This window comes from Bradyrhizobium sp. LCT2, from assembly GCF_009931255.1.
Taxonomy (GTDB): domain Bacteria; phylum Pseudomonadota; class Alphaproteobacteria; order Rhizobiales; family Xanthobacteraceae; genus Bradyrhizobium; species Bradyrhizobium diazoefficiens.
The window spans coordinates 2,457,907-2,474,438 of record NZ_CP034432.1 but is presented as its reverse complement, the minus strand read 5'-3'; the positions used below and the strand labels follow the sequence as shown (position 1 = coordinate 2,474,438).

Annotated in this window: 18 protein-coding genes and 1 pseudogene; 6 read left to right on the top strand and 13 right to left on the bottom strand. The window is 61.8% G+C overall.

Annotation, left to right across the window (positions count from 1 at the left end; translation table 11 throughout):
- Window positions 1-25: 25 nt before the first annotated feature.
- Window positions 26-250, bottom strand: coding sequence for a hypothetical protein (locus EI171_RS44725; protein WP_202633141.1), 225 nt, complete (start codon window positions 248-250; stop codon window positions 26-28).
- Window positions 247-408 carry a hypothetical protein gene (locus tag EI171_RS44720; RefSeq protein ID WP_202633140.1) on the bottom strand — a complete coding sequence of 54 codons (162 nt, stop codon included), beginning with the start codon at window positions 406-408 and terminating at the stop codon, window positions 247-249. Before EI171_RS44720 ends, EI171_RS44725 begins: the two co-directional genes overlap by 4 nt.
- A gap of 23 nt (window positions 409-431) precedes the next feature.
- Here EI171_RS44720 and EI171_RS44715 point away from each other — a divergent pair, with 23 nt between their 5' ends.
- On the top strand, window positions 432-812 hold the full coding sequence (locus EI171_RS44715; protein ID WP_202633139.1) for a hypothetical protein: 381 nt from the start codon (window positions 432-434) through the stop codon (window positions 810-812).
- 227 nt (window positions 813-1,039) lie between these two features.
- On the opposite strand, the gene EI171_RS12245 is transcribed toward EI171_RS44715, so the two are convergent.
- Both EI171_RS12245 and EI171_RS12240 read right to left on the bottom strand, forming a co-directional pair.
- The gene (locus EI171_RS12245; RefSeq protein WP_202633245.1) at window positions 1,040-1,393 is read right to left on the bottom strand and encodes a response regulator; all 354 of its coding nucleotides are present in this window, start codon (window positions 1,391-1,393) and stop codon (window positions 1,040-1,042) included.
- A complete protein-coding gene (locus EI171_RS12240) occupies window positions 1,390-1,878 on the bottom strand; it encodes a response regulator (RefSeq protein WP_371740509.1) in 489 nt (162 codons plus the stop codon). The genes EI171_RS12245 and EI171_RS12240 overlap by 4 nt, the downstream gene beginning before the upstream one ends.
- Before the next feature lie 426 nt (window positions 1,879-2,304).
- Here EI171_RS12240 and EI171_RS46525 point away from each other — a divergent pair.
- Window positions 2,305-2,976, top strand: a pseudogene (locus tag EI171_RS46525) (FAD-dependent monooxygenase); the annotation flags it as partial.
- A 182-nt stretch (window positions 2,977-3,158) separates the two neighbouring features.
- On the top strand, window positions 3,159-3,776 hold the full coding sequence (locus tag EI171_RS12230) for an NAD(P)H-dependent oxidoreductase (RefSeq protein WP_161533449.1): 618 nt from the start codon (window positions 3,159-3,161) through the stop codon (window positions 3,774-3,776).
- An 854-nt stretch (window positions 3,777-4,630) separates the two neighbouring features.
- On the opposite strand, the gene EI171_RS12225 is transcribed toward EI171_RS12230, so the two are convergent.
- Genes EI171_RS12225 through EI171_RS12205 form a run of 5 tightly spaced genes read right to left on the bottom strand, consistent with a single transcriptional unit; the run spans window position 4,631 to window position 9,079 of the window.
- Window positions 4,631-5,044 (bottom strand): hypothetical protein, encoded by a 414-nt coding sequence (locus tag EI171_RS12225; RefSeq protein ID WP_161533448.1) that lies wholly within the window; start codon window positions 5,042-5,044, stop codon window positions 4,631-4,633.
- Between the two features lie 31 nt (window positions 5,045-5,075).
- Window positions 5,076-6,734 (bottom strand): cation/acetate symporter ActP, encoded by a 1,659-nt coding sequence (gene actP / locus EI171_RS12220; RefSeq protein ID WP_161533447.1) that lies wholly within the window; start codon window positions 6,732-6,734, stop codon window positions 5,076-5,078.
- The gene (locus tag EI171_RS12215; protein ID WP_246740521.1) at window positions 6,731-7,072 is read right to left on the bottom strand and encodes a DUF485 domain-containing protein; all 342 of its coding nucleotides are present in this window, start codon (window positions 7,070-7,072) and stop codon (window positions 6,731-6,733) included. The genes actP and EI171_RS12215 overlap by 4 nt, the downstream gene beginning before the upstream one ends.
- Window positions 7,069-7,938 (bottom strand): FAD-dependent oxidoreductase, encoded by an 870-nt coding sequence (locus tag EI171_RS12210; RefSeq protein ID WP_246740520.1) that lies wholly within the window; start codon window positions 7,936-7,938, stop codon window positions 7,069-7,071. Before EI171_RS12210 ends, EI171_RS12215 begins: the two co-directional genes overlap by 4 nt.
- A 19-nt stretch (window positions 7,939-7,957) precedes the next feature.
- Complete coding sequence (locus EI171_RS12205) at window positions 7,958-9,079, bottom strand: IS630 family transposase (RefSeq protein WP_161532241.1); 1,122 nt, start codon at window positions 9,077-9,079, stop codon at window positions 7,958-7,960.
- Between the two features lie 38 nt (window positions 9,080-9,117).
- On the opposite strand from EI171_RS12205, the gene EI171_RS12200 reads away from it, so the two are divergent.
- Window positions 9,118-9,399 (top strand): LexA family transcriptional regulator, encoded by a 282-nt coding sequence (locus EI171_RS12200; RefSeq protein ID WP_126262178.1) that lies wholly within the window; start codon window positions 9,118-9,120, stop codon window positions 9,397-9,399.
- Here EI171_RS12200 and EI171_RS12195 read toward each other — a convergent pair.
- Window positions 9,303-9,728 carry a hypothetical protein gene (locus tag EI171_RS12195; RefSeq protein ID WP_246740630.1) on the bottom strand — a complete coding sequence of 142 codons (426 nt, stop codon included), beginning with the start codon at window positions 9,726-9,728 and terminating at the stop codon, window positions 9,303-9,305. The two genes, EI171_RS12200 and EI171_RS12195, sit on opposite strands and share 97 nt — an antisense overlap.
- 218 nt (window positions 9,729-9,946) lie before the next feature.
- On the opposite strand from EI171_RS12195, the gene EI171_RS12190 reads away from it, so the two are divergent.
- On the top strand, window positions 9,947-10,651 hold the full coding sequence (locus tag EI171_RS12190; RefSeq protein WP_249163486.1) for a TetR/AcrR family transcriptional regulator: 705 nt from the start codon (window positions 9,947-9,949) through the stop codon (window positions 10,649-10,651).
- A gap of 181 nt (window positions 10,652-10,832) precedes the next feature.
- Here EI171_RS12190 and EI171_RS12185 read toward each other — a convergent pair whose 3' ends face one another.
- The 3 genes from EI171_RS12185 to EI171_RS12175 are packed head-to-tail and all read right to left on the bottom strand — an operon-like array spanning window position 10,833 to window position 14,888.
- Window positions 10,833-13,055 carry a molybdopterin cofactor-binding domain-containing protein gene (locus EI171_RS12185; protein ID WP_161533446.1) on the bottom strand — a complete coding sequence of 741 codons (2,223 nt, stop codon included), beginning with the start codon at window positions 13,053-13,055 and terminating at the stop codon, window positions 10,833-10,835.
- Window positions 13,052-13,543, bottom strand: coding sequence for a (2Fe-2S)-binding protein (locus EI171_RS12180; RefSeq protein WP_202633138.1), 492 nt, complete (start codon window positions 13,541-13,543; stop codon window positions 13,052-13,054). Before EI171_RS12180 ends, EI171_RS12185 begins: the two co-directional genes overlap by 4 nt.
- 40 nt (window positions 13,544-13,583) lie before the next feature.
- Window positions 13,584-14,888: a cytochrome c gene (locus tag EI171_RS12175; protein WP_161533444.1), complete on the bottom strand. Its 1,305-nt coding sequence runs from the start codon at window positions 14,886-14,888 to the stop codon at window positions 13,584-13,586.
- 372 nt (window positions 14,889-15,260) lie between these two features.
- Here EI171_RS12175 and EI171_RS12170 point away from each other — a divergent pair, with 372 nt between their 5' ends.
- Window positions 15,261-16,469, top strand: coding sequence for an MFS transporter (locus EI171_RS12170; RefSeq protein ID WP_161533443.1), 1,209 nt, complete (start codon window positions 15,261-15,263; stop codon window positions 16,467-16,469).
- Window positions 16,470-16,532: the final 63 nt, after the last annotated feature.

The window sequence follows — 16,532 nt, the reverse complement described above, 5'->3', positions numbered from 1 at the left end:
GTCGTTGCTTCTGTCGAGGCCCAGCTCACGGGTGGGTGTTGGTTTTCTGAATAGGTAGCCATGCGACGGCCGATCGTGGAAGGTCTCCGAACTCGGACGAGGCGTAGTCCCGGCCTTCTGGGGTGATGATATGGACGTCGTAACAGCCTATCTTGGCAAGCTCCTTGGCTTTCGTAAGGGCCGCTTCGACGGTCTTCCTCCGGTGCGCCAGCTCGCCGTGCCTGCACATGGCTTTGACGGTGAAACTCATTTCTTCTTCTTCTTTTTGTTCTTTTTCATGGTCTCGGCCTGGGCCCGGAATGCTTCGGCCAAGGTCTTCATCTGATTTGCCACAAAGGCATCAGCAGCGCGTGCGGCTGCCTTTTCGGCCACCTCAGCCTGCTTGCGGATGTCCTTTACAGCTCCCATGGGGGCTTAATTTCGAGGCCACAGTGTTGTTCCGCCTTATAGGCTCGATTCCTGGCGGCTTCCTTTTTGCAGAGTTGAACGATCCGTGCGGCGCAATCTGCGCCACATCGGATGGTGTAGTCGGCGATTTCAACGATCAGAATGCTTGGCGGAAGGACCTGTGCCGCATGATCTTGACGCGCGGTGCCGGACGATCTCAGCTCGCTATGGAACTCGACCTGATCCGAAACGAGATCACCCGCCTGCGCGGGCAGATCCGCGCGCAGGAGCGCGAAATCCGGTTGCTGCAGCGCATGCGGGCGAAGCTCGACGAACTCTGCCGCCAGCGGGAGACGCTGCGAGGCGTCCCCCAGCGTCCGCAATCGTCGCGGTCCCGCGGATCTACTAGTCCGCGCAAGACGTGAGAGCCAGTTCGCACATCATACCGCGCCGTCCGCCACAATGCCCGCTTCCACATCTACCGAAGGGATCGAAAACATGGACGCAGAGGCAACGACGCGGCGGCGACGGGTTCAGGACCATCGCTCTTCCGCGGCCTGGGTTTGCTGCTCTCGCCTCTCGCCGCATCTCGGAGCCTTCTGAAGAGGAATGTCCGTCCGGAAACATCGAGCCGACACTCGGCGCGCCTCGCTCATCGATCGAGGATGGCATCCAGTTGCCGCTTCAGCGCATCGGTGGCGAAAGGCTTCTGAAGCACCGGCCGCTCCCGGAATTCTTCCGGGATGCCGGCGACTCCATACCCGCTCGCGAAGATGAAAGGCAGCCCGCGTTCGTGGACGATCCGTGCAACGGGCGTCACGGCGAGCCCTTCCAAATTGACGTCGAGCAGCGCGACGTCGAACGTGCTGTCGCGGGCCGCTGCAATGGCCGCCTCCAGCGTCCCTGCTTCGGCCGCCACACGGTGGCCGAGCTCCTCAACCATGTCGGCGACCATCATCCGGATGAGGGCCTCATCGTCGACGAGCAGGACCGATGCGGACGTCACCTCGGCCCTCCCGCGTGGTGGGTATCGCGTACGATCAGCAATTGCGATACCGCGGCGACCTGTTGCGCCGGCGCGAACGGTTTCGCCAGAATCGAGCCTGGTACACGCTGCGAGGGCCATTGCTCGCCGGCCGCTCCGGTCATGTAGGGAACTGGGAGGTAGGGGACGATCTCCCTGAGCCGCCGCGCCGCATCCCATCCGCTCAGCCGGCCGCGAAGATTGATGTCGGCGACCAGGGCGCGGTGCGCGCCGGGATTGCCGGTGAACAGCGTCAAGGCCTCCTCCGCGTCGCCACGGTGTTGACGAGGAATCCCCCTCGCCGAGGCGATCCCCTGCAACTGATAGTCGTCCTCGACGACCAAGATGGACGGCTGGTCCAAACTTCCCCCTTGCGCGTCAGCACGGATGCCCGGGATCCTGAACTCGGTACAAATCTGGACAGAGGAACTTTGTTCCGCAAAACAGAAGATATAGCCGGAGGACATCCGTCATCGACCGGCGCCGCCTCTAGCGTCCGAGCCGCGACACCGGCTGACGATTCAGGCGGTCGAGCGCATGCACTAATTCGTCGCCGTCAAGGACAGCCCGGAGCCGGCGCAAGGTCTCTCCGGGATCCGGTGGGCCGGGCCGGTCATCGAATTCGTCGCGCGTCGACGATCGCGCGAAACAGGGCATCATGATCGGGGCTGTTCATGTTCGTGCTCCAGCGCAAGCCAATCCTGTACGAGGGCGGGACGTTCCCAACGCGGCGGCCACCAGGAAAACATGGAGACATCGGCGACGAGGAAGAGTTGCCTCCGGAGAATCCGGCCGTGCTGGAGATTTGTCGATGTCGGAGAGGCGGGCAGTCGATACCGCGTGGACGCTATACCCGAGCATGCATGACGACGTCGATCGGGCGGACGCCCGGCGCAGACCGCTACCGCGTCGGCCGCGTCCTCCTCGTCGGCGACGCTGCCCACATTCATCCACCGACCGGCGGACAGGGGCTGAACACCAGCGTACAGGACGCCCATAATCTCGGATGGAAGCTGGATGGCGTCTTGTCCGGCGCACCTGACTCGCTGCTCGAAAGCTACGAGGCAGAACGCCGACCGATCGCCGCTGGGATGCTGGGTCTTGCCACCAATCTGCTGGAAAGGGCCAAGCAGGGCGACATGCGCCGCGGGCGCGAGGTACATCAACTCGAGCTCAGCTATCGGGATTCGCCGATGTCGCTGGATGCGGCTAGGACAGATGCAATCGTGATCGCTGGTGACCGCGCGCCGGACGCGCCGATCACCGGTGCCGCCGGCCGGCCCACACGTCTGTTCGATCTTTTCAAGGGCACGCATTTTACGTTGCTGGGTTATGAAGTCGATGATCCAGCCATACCATCTCGGCAGGGCTTGCATATTCACACGATCGGCCCGCGTGGAGATCTTCGCGACCAGGGTGGCCATTTCCGCGAGACTTACGCACTGGCGGCAGGTGATTGGTTGCTGGTGCGTCCCGATGGCTACATCGGCGCCGTGGTAGCCTCCCGCGATGCCGGGGCGCTGGAAACTTATCTGACAAACATCGGCATTACCGCGAACCGCTAGCCGGCCGCTACGGCCGTCGATCATCGGGGTAACATTAGCGCATGACGTGCGTGCGGTTCGTCTGTCCCAGGCTCGAGCACTACAAATCCGGGGAAGCTGTATTCCCAAAATGGGGGCAAGCCGGCTCTAGCACTGCCGTCGCCTCGGATGTCGAAGAACGTCCGAGCATACGAAAGAAAGCTGTGAGAGTAATCATAATATTCAATCATCCTTATGAGGGCAGTTTCTGCGTCGCTATCCTGGACGCCGTTCAGAGGGGCCTCCTCGCTGGCGGTCACGGCTGCGATGTCATCAACCTCGATCAGGACAAATTTGATCCGGTTATGCGGCCCAAGGACCTCAAAGCCTTTGGAATGGCCCGGACGAGACCCGACGACGCTGCAAAGCTGCTTGATCCGCAGGTCGGCGACTACAAAGAGCGCATCGAGCAGGCGGAGCACATTGTGTTTATTTTTCCGATCTGGTGGGAGCTTATGCCTGCCATGATGAAAGGGTTTCTCGACAAGGTGATCTTCCCGGGTATCGCTTACAATCAAACCGATGGAAAGAACGGGGGGATGGTCAGCCGGCTCGAGGCCCTCCGTGGTGTGACAGTTGTCACGACGATGAACACTCCATCGCTGATCTACCGACTATTGTTCGGCAACGCAGTGAAGCACGCATTGCTAACCGGCACTTTTTGGAAAATCGGCGTGCGCAACAGGAAGTGGATCAATCTGACAAGTGTCAAATCGCGCTCGCGTGAGCAAAGACAGAAATGGCTGGCTAAGATCGAGAGCCGGATGCGACGCCTGTCTTGATACAGCACTGACCCATCCGGCTCATGGTAGAGTCCTTGATCTGGGGCGTTCTTGGGCCATAAGCTTGGCGTCTAGGTCGGTTAGTTTCCCAGAGGCAAATTCGCCCGCCCACCCATGCGCGATGATTCCGATCGGGAACTTGCAGGCCACGCTCCGTGGCGACCAGTCGCTAGACTAACGACACCGTCGTCCAGCGCTCCAGCGCCTGCCGTCGACCTGCTCCGGGAGCGACCAGCTCCGTCTGGAGGCCGTCGACCACGCGCGCTTCATGGCATCTAGATCCAACCTGTATCACCGGCGTGCGGCATCGGATCAGGTATGAGGAGATTCAGGAGCTATTCGCACGGGCTCGCACCGTTTGCGGCAAGGGATGGAAGCATCACTCTGTCGTTGACCGACAGCAACAAGGTGGTCGACGACCTCGATCACGACGGTCGCCTTGTTGGCACCTACATAAACACCGTAACGCGTCTCCGGATTCGCTCCCTGGCGCCGTTAGGCTTGCGCGGGCCGAACTGGCGGACGTGTCCGTCGATCCAAAGCGATCCCCCGCCGACTGAGCGCGCAATGCTAAACCGACGGCTTGGTGCTGGACCCACTCCTGTACTCACATAGCGGAATGCGCCGCGGGCATGTGCTTTCGGCGCGTTAGTGAGGCCCGTACGCACTGTCGTCGGCAGAAACGACGCCTCGGACACCGGACGGCTCCAAGGCTGGGAAGAAGATACACCTTAAAGCTCGCCTGTCTTTCTAGACGCGGTTTATGTCGACGCACATGGCCAACGGCGCCGACAGTTTGGCAACCCGTAGCGGGCTTACGGACCGAACGCCTCTCGCTGCCGTCCGCTGTCATTTCACGAATTCTTCGTCCCGATTTCCAGCGGCACGTTCGCGCTGTCAAGAAATTCGACGGTGGTGAACCACAAGTCCGCATCTCCGACGTTCTTGAGGTCGTGGATCTTGTACTCGCCCTTTCCGTAGACGAAGTGACGCGTCTCACCGGCCGAGTAAACTGCTTCGACGATCGTTCCGTCCTCCGCATATGACCGCGCCCGCCCCGGCGTGACTGCAGTCCAGAAATAATCAAGCACATGACGGTGAAAGCCGATGCGTTCGCCCGGCGCAAGTCGTATTTCCCAGACACGCACGCGCTCGGTTTCCGATAGGAGGCGGGTCCCTACCCGCCCGTTGAACTGATTGGTGTCGAATTCCTTCTGAATCGCATCGGACCAAGCGACCCTGCCCGTTTTGGCCAAAGTGGTTTCCATTATCGCACCTCCGTTGTTTAGCGATGAACCGTCATTCGACGGCCAGGCCCGTCTGGGCCCGAACGTGCTGCGCTCCATACGATGCGCGGACCGATGCCGCAGCTGCGCTGCGGTCCAGCATCGACACGACCCAAGACACCACGAAGGCCAGCGGAACAGAAACGAGCGCCGGGTTGTCATAGGGGAACGGTGCCGCACCGAGCTTGAATGTGGCGGTCCACACGCCGGGGCTGAGAGCGACCAGCCCGACCGATGCCAACAGACCGGCGAGCGAACCGGTCACCGCTCCCCGTGTCGTGAGGTTTGGCCAGACGATCGAAAGAAGGATAACCGGGAAGTTGGCGCTCGCGGCGATCGCGAAGACCAGCCCCACCATGAACGCAATGTTCTGGTTCTCGAACAGGACGCCCAGTGCCATCGAAAGAACGCTGATAGCGACCGCGGCGGCCTTTGAGACGAGCACTTCCTCGCGCTCCTTCGCGCGCCCTCTGCGGATGACGCGTGCATAGAGATCATGGCTGACGGCTGAAGCGCCCGCGAGCGTCAATCCCGACACGACCGCTAGGATGGTCGCGAATGCCACTGCGGAGATGAACCCGAGCAGCAGCGACCCGCCGACGGCGTCCGCCAGATGGAGGGCCACCATGTTGACGCCACCCAACAAGCCACCCGACGGATCACGGAACTGCGGATCCGTCGAAACGATCGCGATGGCGCCGAAGCCGAGCACGAAAAGCAGACTGTAGAAGACGGAGATAAATCCGGTCGCAACTAGAACCGAAGTTCGAGCTTGACGGGCGTCGCTCACCGTGAAGAAGCGCATAAGGATATGCGGTAGACCGGCCGTGCCGAAGATCAGGGCCAATCCGAGGGAAATTGCAGACACCGGATCCTTGACGAGACCGCCAGGAGCCATGATCCCGCTGGCCTTCGGGTGCAGTGCTACGGCCTCCCGGAAGAGCGCCTCTAGGCTGAAACCAAAGTGACTGAGAATCAGAATTGACATCAATACCGATCCCGACATCAACAGGACAGCTTTGATGATCTGCACCCAGGTCGTCGCGAGCATTCCTCCGAAGGTCACGTAGACCATCATCAGTACGCCCACGATGCCGACTGCGTAGATGTAAGGGAGCCCGAACAGTAGCTGGATGAGCTTCCCGGCTCCGACCAACTGAGCGATCAGGTAGAAGACCACGATGACAAGGGTGTTGACGCCGGCGACCGCCCTCACCGGCACCTCGGAAAGGCGATACGCCGCGACGTCGGCGAACGTATAGCGGCCGAGGTTACGCAGCGGCTCCGCGATCAGGAACAAGATCATGGGAAAGCCGACGAGAAAGCCTATGGCGTAGATCATGCCGTCATAGCCCGACGTATAAACGAGCGCCGTAACACCCAGGAAGGTCGCCGCAGACGTGTAGTCGCCTGCGATCGCGAGTCCGTTATGGACCCCCTTCAGGCCGGCACCGGCGGCGTAGAAGTCCCTTGCGGTGTTCGTACCTCGTCTGGCGGCCCACCACGTGATGCCTAGACTGACGGCGACGAAGCCGAGAAACATGGCGATCGCGGTCGCATTCAGCGATTGACGCGCGCCCGTCGTGGATGCCAGCGCATCGGCCGCGGCGGGACTTGAAATGACCACGGATGCGACAGCGACGAAAGCCGCGTAAACAGGGCGTACAATCATCGGATATTCTCCCGCAGAAGTTGATTGAGGCGATCAAAGCGGGAATTGGCCCGTCGGACGTAGAGGGCCGTGAGCAAGAAGCCCAAGGCGATCAGACCGACTCCGATCAGCACCCCCCAGGTGATGACAGTGCCGTTCCAGAGCGGATGGCCTAACAGGCCCGGCCGGAACGCTATGGTCAGGATGTAGGCGAAGTATGTGGCCGCCATGACGACCGACATACCGACGCCGAGGCGTGCCCGCTCGCTGGCGAGCTGTCGGAACGCCGGATTGTTCTGGATGGCTTGCAGATCCATTGGTTGGTCGTCCTCCCTTTCTGAATTCTTGAACTTTGTCACGCGGCGATTCCTGTGGTGACGGCGGTCTCAGCCATCACCGCCTCGGGACTGCGATGACGTTCCGCCATCCTCCGCTCTTCTGCGGTCGCGATCTGGGCCTGCATGTAGGCGCCGAGATCGCGCGCCCGACGAACGACCGCCGAGCCGAACGGGAGCCGCACCGATTCGAATTTCGCCAGCGCGGCTGAGAGATTTCCTGGATGGTCCCGCAGCGCGTCGACGAGGGCGGCTGCGTCTCCCGCAGCTTTCGTCACCCCCATTCCGACGTGCGGTCGGGCCACGAAGGCGGCATCGCCCAGGATCACCGTTCGGGGTCCGAGCGCCATTCGCGGCGTCTCGAGGTCCAGGATCGCCTGTATGAACGGCTGACGCGTGAGGCGAACGACCTCGGCGAATTGCGGCGCCAGCAATCGCTCGGCGTCTCGCCGCATCGAGGCGATCACCTCCGGACGAATCCGGGTCGGCGGAATGGATAGTTCGTGGCGAACGCCGTCGATGTCTGTCAGGAGATCGGCCAGTCCGAGATCAGCATCGGCCGGGCGGTACCAAACGAAGTTGTAGCGCCGCTCGCCGACGCCCATCTCTTCGTTCACCCCGGCTACGGGATAGCCGAGCATCTGCTCCCCCGGCGGGAGGCTGAAACCGAACCAGTCGCACAATTCCGCGCGGGTCCTCGGGGACAATTCCCGTTCATCGACCAGGCCTCGCCAGGCGATGTAGCCTGCGTATCCGGGGCGGACTTCCGCAGCGAGCTGGGACCTGACGGACGAAAAAATGCCGTCGGCGCCGATCAACAGATCCCCGGAAGCCTCGGAGCCGTCGGAGAAGCGCGCCGTTACCCGATCCCCCACTTCGGTCACTGCCACTAGTGGTTCATCACAGTGATTATGACTCTTTGGCGGTGGCTGGATAGGCGCGGCCGAGTTTGGTGCGGGCTTTTTCTGTTGTGAACATCCATTTGATGCGGGCTCGGGTTTTATTCCGCCTCTTTTGCCATGCTGCGATCTCGTTTCGGAGCCTTTTGGGATCGTCGATGCGGCGGCCGAGACACTGACGCTGTAGCACGCTGATCTCGCACTCGACCATATTGAGCCAACTGGCGTGCTTCGGGGTGAAGTGGAATTCGAGGCGGCGCAGGATGCGCCGGGCCTCGGCGGGCGCGAAGGCCTCATACAGCGCCCCAGGCTTGTGGATCGACAAATTGTCCTGCACGACACGGATGCAGGCGGCGTCGGGATAATGGACGTCGACGAGATCACGCATGCAGTGGGCGTAGTCCACGGCGGCGCGGCGGTCGGTGACCTTGACGTTGCGCCAGCCCCGATGTGGATCGAAGGTGACGAAGAGATTGGCGGTGCCGTTGCGGCGATACTCGTAATCGTAGCGCTCGCGCTGTCCCGGTTGGGCCGGGACCGGCTGGCGCACCTCGCCGATCAGCTGGATGGGGGTCTCGTCGAAGCAGACCAGCGGCCGGGCGGGATTCTGCGTCTCGGCGTAGAGGTCGAGCACGTCCTCCATGCGGGCAACGTATTCGCCGTCGACATGGGGAATGCACCACATGTCCCTGCGCCACGGCTTGAGGTCGTTCTCGGCCAGCCGGCGACGCACGGTCTCGCCCGACAGGCTGTTGTGATCGGTGAGCTTGACCATCGTGTCGGCCAGCAGCGTCAGCGTCCAGCGTTTGCAGCCAGCGGGCGGCTTGGCGCATGCGGTCGCCACCAGCAGGGCTTCCTCCTTGCCGGTCAGCTTGCGCTCAGCGCCCGGACGCGGCTCCTCGCTCAGGGCCCGCTCCATATTGCCTTCCACGAAGCGGCGCCTGGTCCGGCCGACGGTGGAGAGGCTGACACTCACGGTCCGGGCAATCTCCTCGTCGCGGCAGCCTCCATCGGCCGCCAGCAAAATCTGCGCCCGCTTAAGCTTGCGGGCGGCGTGCTTGCCGCCGCCGAGCATCGCCGTCAGTTCGTCGCGCTCGGCTTGGCTCAATTCGACCCGATAACGTACATTCATGCTTTGCCTCCTTGTCGGAGGCCGGGACGAATCCAACGATGAGTCAAAAATCAGGCGCGCGCTTCACCGAGAAGCAGGGTTATTACCTGGCCTTCATCCATACCTACGCCCATATGTTCGGACGTCCCCCCGCCGAAGCCGACATCCAGCGCCACTTCCGCGTCAGCCCGCCTTCGGTCCATCAGATGATCGTCACCCTCGAACGAAACGGCTTCATCCGACGTCAACCCGGCGTCCCCAGAAGCATCGAAATCCTCGTGCCACCGGAAAGCTTGCCGATCCTCGAATGGCTCGGTATCAAAACGTCAAAATCACTGTGATGAACCACTAGGTTCCTGCCGTGATGGTAGTTCTCAGTCGGAAAGGCCGCCCTCAAAAGCCCGTAGAGATGACCCCACGACGTAAGTACCTGACGCAGCCCGAGTTCGCCCTCGATGCGTCCGCTGCGGTCGAGCACCCGCCGGCCCGGGACGGCTACTCCAACGGCGGCCGCTTCGGTGTCTATGCCGGTCCGTCCCAACACGTCGAACAATTCGCGGTGCGTAACGATCCCCGCGCCTCGGCCGGCGAGTTCGGCACCGATGCGTTCGTATATGTCGACACTCCAGCCTTCCCGTCGCAGGAGCAACGCCGCGAACAATCCAGCCATGGAGCCACCGATCACAAGCGCTCTCGGCTGCGCTTTGCTTGTGCTGCGATCGTTGGTCATAGGCGGCCTCCCTTCAATGCAATCGGACGGTCGTCAGATCGTTATTTATCGTTTGATCAATTATTGCGGCGGCATTGACGGGAGTCAACGATTATTTATCGTTTGATAAATATAAGGTGATCGGTTTTGGCGGCCCGGGCGAATTGGGAGTACGGTGTATGACTATGGAAAATGGCACTCCAGCCGAAGAAGCAAATGTGAAGAAATCCATCGGTGCTCGTCCCAAAACACCCGTCCGAGAGCAGCAGCGGCTAGACCCGTCCGAGCGCGAGGCGATCATCGCACGCGAGGCGGTCTCCTTCTTCGCCGAGCATGGGTTCGAGGGGCAGACCCGCGAGCTCGCCAAGCGACTGCGGATCACACAGCCCCTGCTCTACCGATACTTCCCCAGCAAGGAAGCCCTCATCGAACGAGTCTACCAGGAGGTCTTTGTCGGGCGCTGGAAGCCGTCATGGGAAAAGGTCATTGCCGACCGTTCCGTTCCCCTCAAGATGAGGCTGACCCGGTTTTACCGCGAGTATGCCGAAGTCATTCTCACGTACGAATGGATCCGCCTGTTCATGTTCGCGGGACTGAAGGATCTCGGATTGAACGCCCGCTACCTGAAGATGCTCCGCGAACGCGCATTCGAAAGGGTGATAGAGGAAATCCGGTTCGAATACGGACGTCCGTCCACCCGAGAGGTGCCGACCACCGTCCTCGAGATCGAGATGGTATGGGGACTTCATGCGGCGATCTTCTATCTTGGAGTGCGTCAGTTCATCTATTCCATGCCGCTGGAAGCCGACGTCAATTCGATCATTGACGCGAAGGTGACGACGTTCCTTGGCGGCATCCGCTCCGTTCTGCCGGCGAAATTGTGAACTCGACACTGCAAACTCGCAGTCGCTGGGCGTTCCAGATCTCCATAGCGCCGCCGTGAGATCGCGACGCGAAAGATGAATAGATCCTAGACATGGCCCGACCTGGCGCGCTTAATTCGGCCCGCGCGGCTGGTGCCAAGCGGGTCACCTCCGGTCGTGTCGAGCTGGCCTCGCGTTCCAATCACGCACCAATCGCTTTTCTTATCCGCGCCGACGTGATCGGAAGTTGAGAGAACCTGACGCCCGAAGCATCCCTGATGGCATTCGTCAGCGCAGCCCCCGTCGGACCTTGCGCGGCCTCGGCGACGCCGTAGAAGCCGTCGCCCGGGCGATCCACCAGATGGACTTCGACGCTCTCTGGGACGCTGTCGAATCGCATGATCGGATAGGACGACCAATCCACGGATGTGATACGGGTGCGATCGAATCTGACCTGCTCGAAGAGCGTCCAGCTTGTCGCCTGCAGGATGCCGCCTTCGATCTGATTGCGGACGCCGTCCGGATTCACGATCTGCCCGGTGTCCACGGCTGCCACGACCCGACGAACGCGAACCGCGCCGCTCGAGCGGATGAGTTCGACCTCGACCGCCACCGCGCACCAGGCTTCGAGATTCTTGTACCTGGCGAAGCCGAACCCGAATCCGGTGCTTCCGGAAAGTTTTTTCCGTCCGCTCCACCCGAAGCGCGAAGCTGCCGTTTCGATGACGGACCGTGCGCGCGGATCTTCCATGTGCCGGAGTCGAAACGCAACGGGATCCTGCCCCGAACGGACTGCCAATTCGTCGAGCACGCTCTCGATCGAGAACACATTCAGATAGCCGCCCAATGAACGCATCGACGAGCCGCGCAAGGGCATGTCGGGAAGAAAGTGGCTGATCACCTTGCAGTTCTCGATCGCGTAGAGCGGAATCGCGTTCCGGTCGCCGCCTCCCTCGGGCTGCGCGAGGGCGACAGGAGGCGCCGGCGGGAAGGCGTTTGCCTTCAGACGCGCAGCGATCAATGTCCCGGGCGGACCTGGCCGCATCATGTGCGACTGGCTCCAAACTTCGTGGTGCCAATCGGCGATCGCGCCGTCGGCTCCGACCGTGGCCTTGAGCTTGACCACCATGCCGGGCCCGAACGGATCCCACGCGTGCTCCTGCTCGCGCATCAGTTGGATCCTGACCGGTCGGCCTGGGACAGTGAGAGCAAGCATAGCGGCGTCGGCCGCGACGTCATCTGCGCCGTTCTGGCCGTAGCACCCCGCGCCTTCGGCGTGCACGCAGCGCACATCTTCGGTCCGCATTTTCAACATGCCGGCGATCGCATCGCGGAGGAAGAACACGCCTTGGGTATGGGTCCAAACCGTGAGCTTTCCCTCCTCGAACGTCGCAAGAGCGCACGCAGGTCCGATCGATCCGTGGGTGAGATAGGGCCTGCTGAAGGTGCCATCGACCGTGATGCCCGGCTTACCTGGATTTCCGCTGTCACGAATCGTCGTGTCGCGCGACGGGAGATTCATCAGCGCGGTCGGCAGATCTTTCTCGTCGGGCAGTTCCTGTTGCTCGATCCACGTCGTGGAGGCCGCCAAGTTTCGCATCGCCTGGACCGCGGTCCATTCGCTCTCCGCGACGACACCAAGGAAGTTTCCGTCTCGCACGACCTTGACGATCCCGCTCATCCGCTCGATACGCGCCACATCGCAGTCCCGGAGCGTTGCGCCATAGCTCGGCGGGCGAACGACGCGACCGTGCAGCATCCCCTCCGGGCGAAGATCCTGGACGTAGGCCGCTCCCCCCGTCACCTTGGCCGGAAGGTCGATTCGCGGAACCGGCCGGTTCATGACGGTGAAGTCTGAGGGAGGGGTCAGATGCGATATCTGACCGGCGTCGACAGCCAGCAGCTGATCGCGCACCAATTCGCCGAAGCCGAGGCGCCTACCGTCCTCGCCCGACACCTCGCCGCCATGCACCCGCAGCGAGGCGGCAGGTACATCGAGCCTTCGGGCCGCCTCTTCGCGGAGCAGTTCGCGCGCCTGGGCTGCCGCATGCCGGATCGCGGTGCCGGAATCCTGCATCGAGTGGCTGGCGGCCGTGTAGCCTTCGTTCGGCGTTCGCCCCGTGTCGGCCGTGATCAGAGAAAGCCTGCTCAACGGGAGCTTGAGTTCTTCGGCAGCGATCTGCAAGAGCGCCGTCTTGAGACCCTGGCCGAGTTCGGCCTTTCCGGTAAGAATCGTGGCCGCGCCTGAAGCGTCGATGCGGATCCAGGCGTCGATTCTCGGAGTATCGTCCAGGCTTCCCGGTAAACCAAGCTTCGAGGGACCTCCCCCCGTACCGGTTTCGGTCTGTGCATGCGACCGGGATATTTGGAAGGCGACGACGAGGGCGCCGGCCAGGACACTGCGACGCGAAACCGTTCTCGTCATCGCCTTGTCCTTACTTCGACAGTAGTTTTCGATCGCAATTCATCCGCGGCTCTTCGCACCGCTCGCAGAATGCGCATGTGCGTCCCGCATCGGCAGAGATGGGGCTGCAGTTCCGCCTTGATCGACTCGTCGGAGGCATGCGGATCGCGATCGAGTAGCGCTTGGGCTCGCATCATCATGCCCGGGATGCAGTAGCCGCATTGTGCGGCCTGTTCCTCGATGAAAACGCGTTGCATCGGACCAGGTGCGTCCTGGCTCCCGATCCCCTCAAGCGTTGTCACCTTACGTCCCTCCAGAACCATCACCGGCGTCACGCAAGAGAATATCGCCTTGCCGTCGACGATGACGGTGCAGGCACCGCACTGGCCTAATCCGCAACCGAACTTTGCGGCGTTAAGACCGAGTTCGTCCCTGAGGACGTAGAGCAGCGGCGTATCGGCGCTTGCTTTGATCGTTCTGCTCTCACCGTTGACTATCAGAGTTGTCATAATGTTGCGCCGAGCCTCCTTAATCCTTGACCGATAGCCCTCATTGTCCGCCTCTTGCTTCCGCGACCGCTTTTTCCAGCCCGTCCCACCGCTGCCTTCCCGCAAGTCGGGTGCGCAGATAATTCGCAAGATCCGAGATCTGTCGGTCGTCGAGAACTTCACCGAAACCGGGCATGATTGGGCGCGCGGAAGCGCCGGCGGCCGCCGGGATTCCCCGTATCACGAGGTTAACCAGGTTGGCTGGCGTCGCATCGGCGAGCGCGGTGGAGAGATCGAGTCTCAAGCCCCCCAACGGCACTGGTCTGTCGCCTTCGTGACACGAAGCGCAGACGGTGATGTAGATCGCGCCGCCAGCCTCGGGCGGGATGGCAGGTGTAGCCGCCTGCATGCCGGCCGCCTGCGGCAGGCGGCCCGGCCCGGAAGCAACCTTCTTGACGTCGTCCCGCCCCTTCCCCTTTCCGAGAGAGGCGAGATAATAGGCCATCGCTCCCACGTCCGACGGATCTACCTGGGACAGATTGTCGACCACGTTCGCCATGGGGCCCTGGGCGGTGCCATGTTGCGGATGGAAACCATGCGCGAGATAATCCACAAGGGCGGCTTCATCCCACGCGGCCGGTGCCGGCGAAGTTCCGCCAAGCGCATAGGCGCGCCAGCCTTCGGCCTCGCCTCCGGAAAAGCCGGAGGATGTCATCTCGGCTCCGAGGAGATTTCGAGGGGAATGGCAGGCTCCGCAATGGCCCAGTCCGTCAACCAGATATTTTCCCCTATTCCATTTCTCGTCCTTCGACGGGTCGGCGACGAGACGCGCTGGATGCAGAAAGAGAAGCTTCCAGCCGGCCAGAGTGAGACGGACGTTGAGAGGAAATGGAAGTTCGTTGGACGGCGCCGGCGACTTAACCGGATCGATCGACATGAAGAAGGCGTACAACGCCTTGGCATCATCGTCGGTCACGCGCGCGAAGTGCTCGTAGGGAAACGCCGGATAGAGATGGCGCCCTTCGCGATCAACGCCAGACCGTAGAGCGCGAATGAAAGCCTGCTCCGACCAGCTACCTATGCCCGTCTCCGGATCCGGCGTGATGTTCGTGGAGTAGATCGTTCCAAAGGGCGTCGGCATCGCGAGCCCTCCGGCGTATGGGAGTCCGCCCGCCGCGGTATGGCATGTGGCGCAGTCTCCGAGAAGAGCGAGACTTGCGCCACGACGAGCCAATGCGCGATCTGGCGTTACATGCGATCGAGGATCGATCGGAGCAATAGGCGATTCCCACGCATATAGAAGCGCCGCCGTTCCGCCCAACGCACTGATCGCAAGTAGCGCGAAGAAGACAAACCTGAACTTCATCACCGTTCCTTCATCGAGACCCAGGACATATCAGGGGACGCCGCGCGACTTCTTTTGAGTTTCATGCGCGGCTTGCACGATTTCCAGATCGCTGCTCGACGAGCCAGTCCAAACCACGCTCACGGAATCCAATACGACCGCTCGTTCACGGAGTAAGAGGCGTGGGTAAGGGCCTCGCTTCAGGACGAATGCGAGGCTGCGGATGACATCGCTCCGTAGGATCTTAGTGCTCACGTGCCCAAAACCATATGCAGATTGGAGTCGCCGCCACGCCTTGTTATTTATCAATTGATAATTAACTGTCAATCCTGTTCGAGGTCATGAGCCGGCGCGGAAAAAAGAAGTTGCCGGCGCAAAGAGGATTTTGCCGCCATGTCGACTTCAACGGTCACGACGGACCGCCAGGCACCCAGCCTCACCCGCGCTCGCATCTTCGCGATGGCGGTTTGCGCCGGGATCGCAGTCGCAAATATCTACTACAACCAGCCCCTCCTCGGCCTGATCGAAGCGAGCTATCCGGACTCGACCGCAATCGGCCTCATTCCCACCGCCACGCAATTCGGTTACGCCGTCGGCCTTCTCTTTCTGGTGCCATTAGGCGACATTGTGGAGAGAAGGCGCCTAATCGCGGCGCAATTCCTCGTTCTGTCTGCTGCTCTCGCGTTTGCCGCAATCGCTCCGTCTACGCTTGCTCTGATCTCGGCGTCGCTAACACTGGGCGTGGCAGCGACCGTGGCCCAACAGATCGTCCCCTTCGCCGCGACGCTCGCCGACGACCGGACTAGGGGCAGCGCCGTAGGCACCGTGGTCAGCGGAATTCTGGGAGGCATTCTCCTCAGCCGTACGATCGCCGGCTTCGTCGGATCGCACTTCGGATGGCGCGAGATGTTCTGGCTGGGCGTTCCTTTGGCGCTTGGCGCTGCCGCGTTGGTCCGTTCGATCCTGCCTCAGCACCATGCGACGCAAGACATCGGATATCTCGCCGCGCTGCGCTCCCTCGTCCACTTGCTCGTCGAGGAGCCACAGCTTCGTCTCGCCGCCGCGACGCAAGCTATGCTGTTCGCCTCCTTCATTGCCTTCTGGACCATACTTTCGCTTCATCTCCAGGAACCCGCCTTCGGGCTTGGACCCGAGATCGCAGGTCTGTTCGGCGTCATCGGCGCGTCCGGCATCTTCGCCGCTCCTCTCGCAGGACGCGTCGCCGACAGACGTGGCCCACACGTGGTGGTCGCGATCGCAGCCGCCATCTCGCTTTCCTCATGGGCTGTTTTCGCGGGCTGGAACGCGATCGCGGGATTGGTCGTAGGAGTGGTGCTCCTCGATATCGGCGTGAACGCTGCGCTTGTATCGAACCAACATCTGATCTTCGCGCTTCGTCCGGAGGCCCGGAGCAGGTTGAATACCGTGTTCATGACGGCAATGTTCATCGGCGGCTCGCTCGGTTCCCTCGGGGCGAGCTGGGCGTACACGCACCTGTCCTGGCTCGGCGTCTGTGCCTATGGGGCCGCTCTTGCGGCAGTGGGTCTGCTCCTGCAACTGCCGACGCTTGCGAGCCGCGCCTGCCAGGCGTCGAACCACTAGGGCCACGGTGTCATTCGGCCTGCAATATTGACCCCCTAAGCCGGGGGATCGGCGTCCAAAATT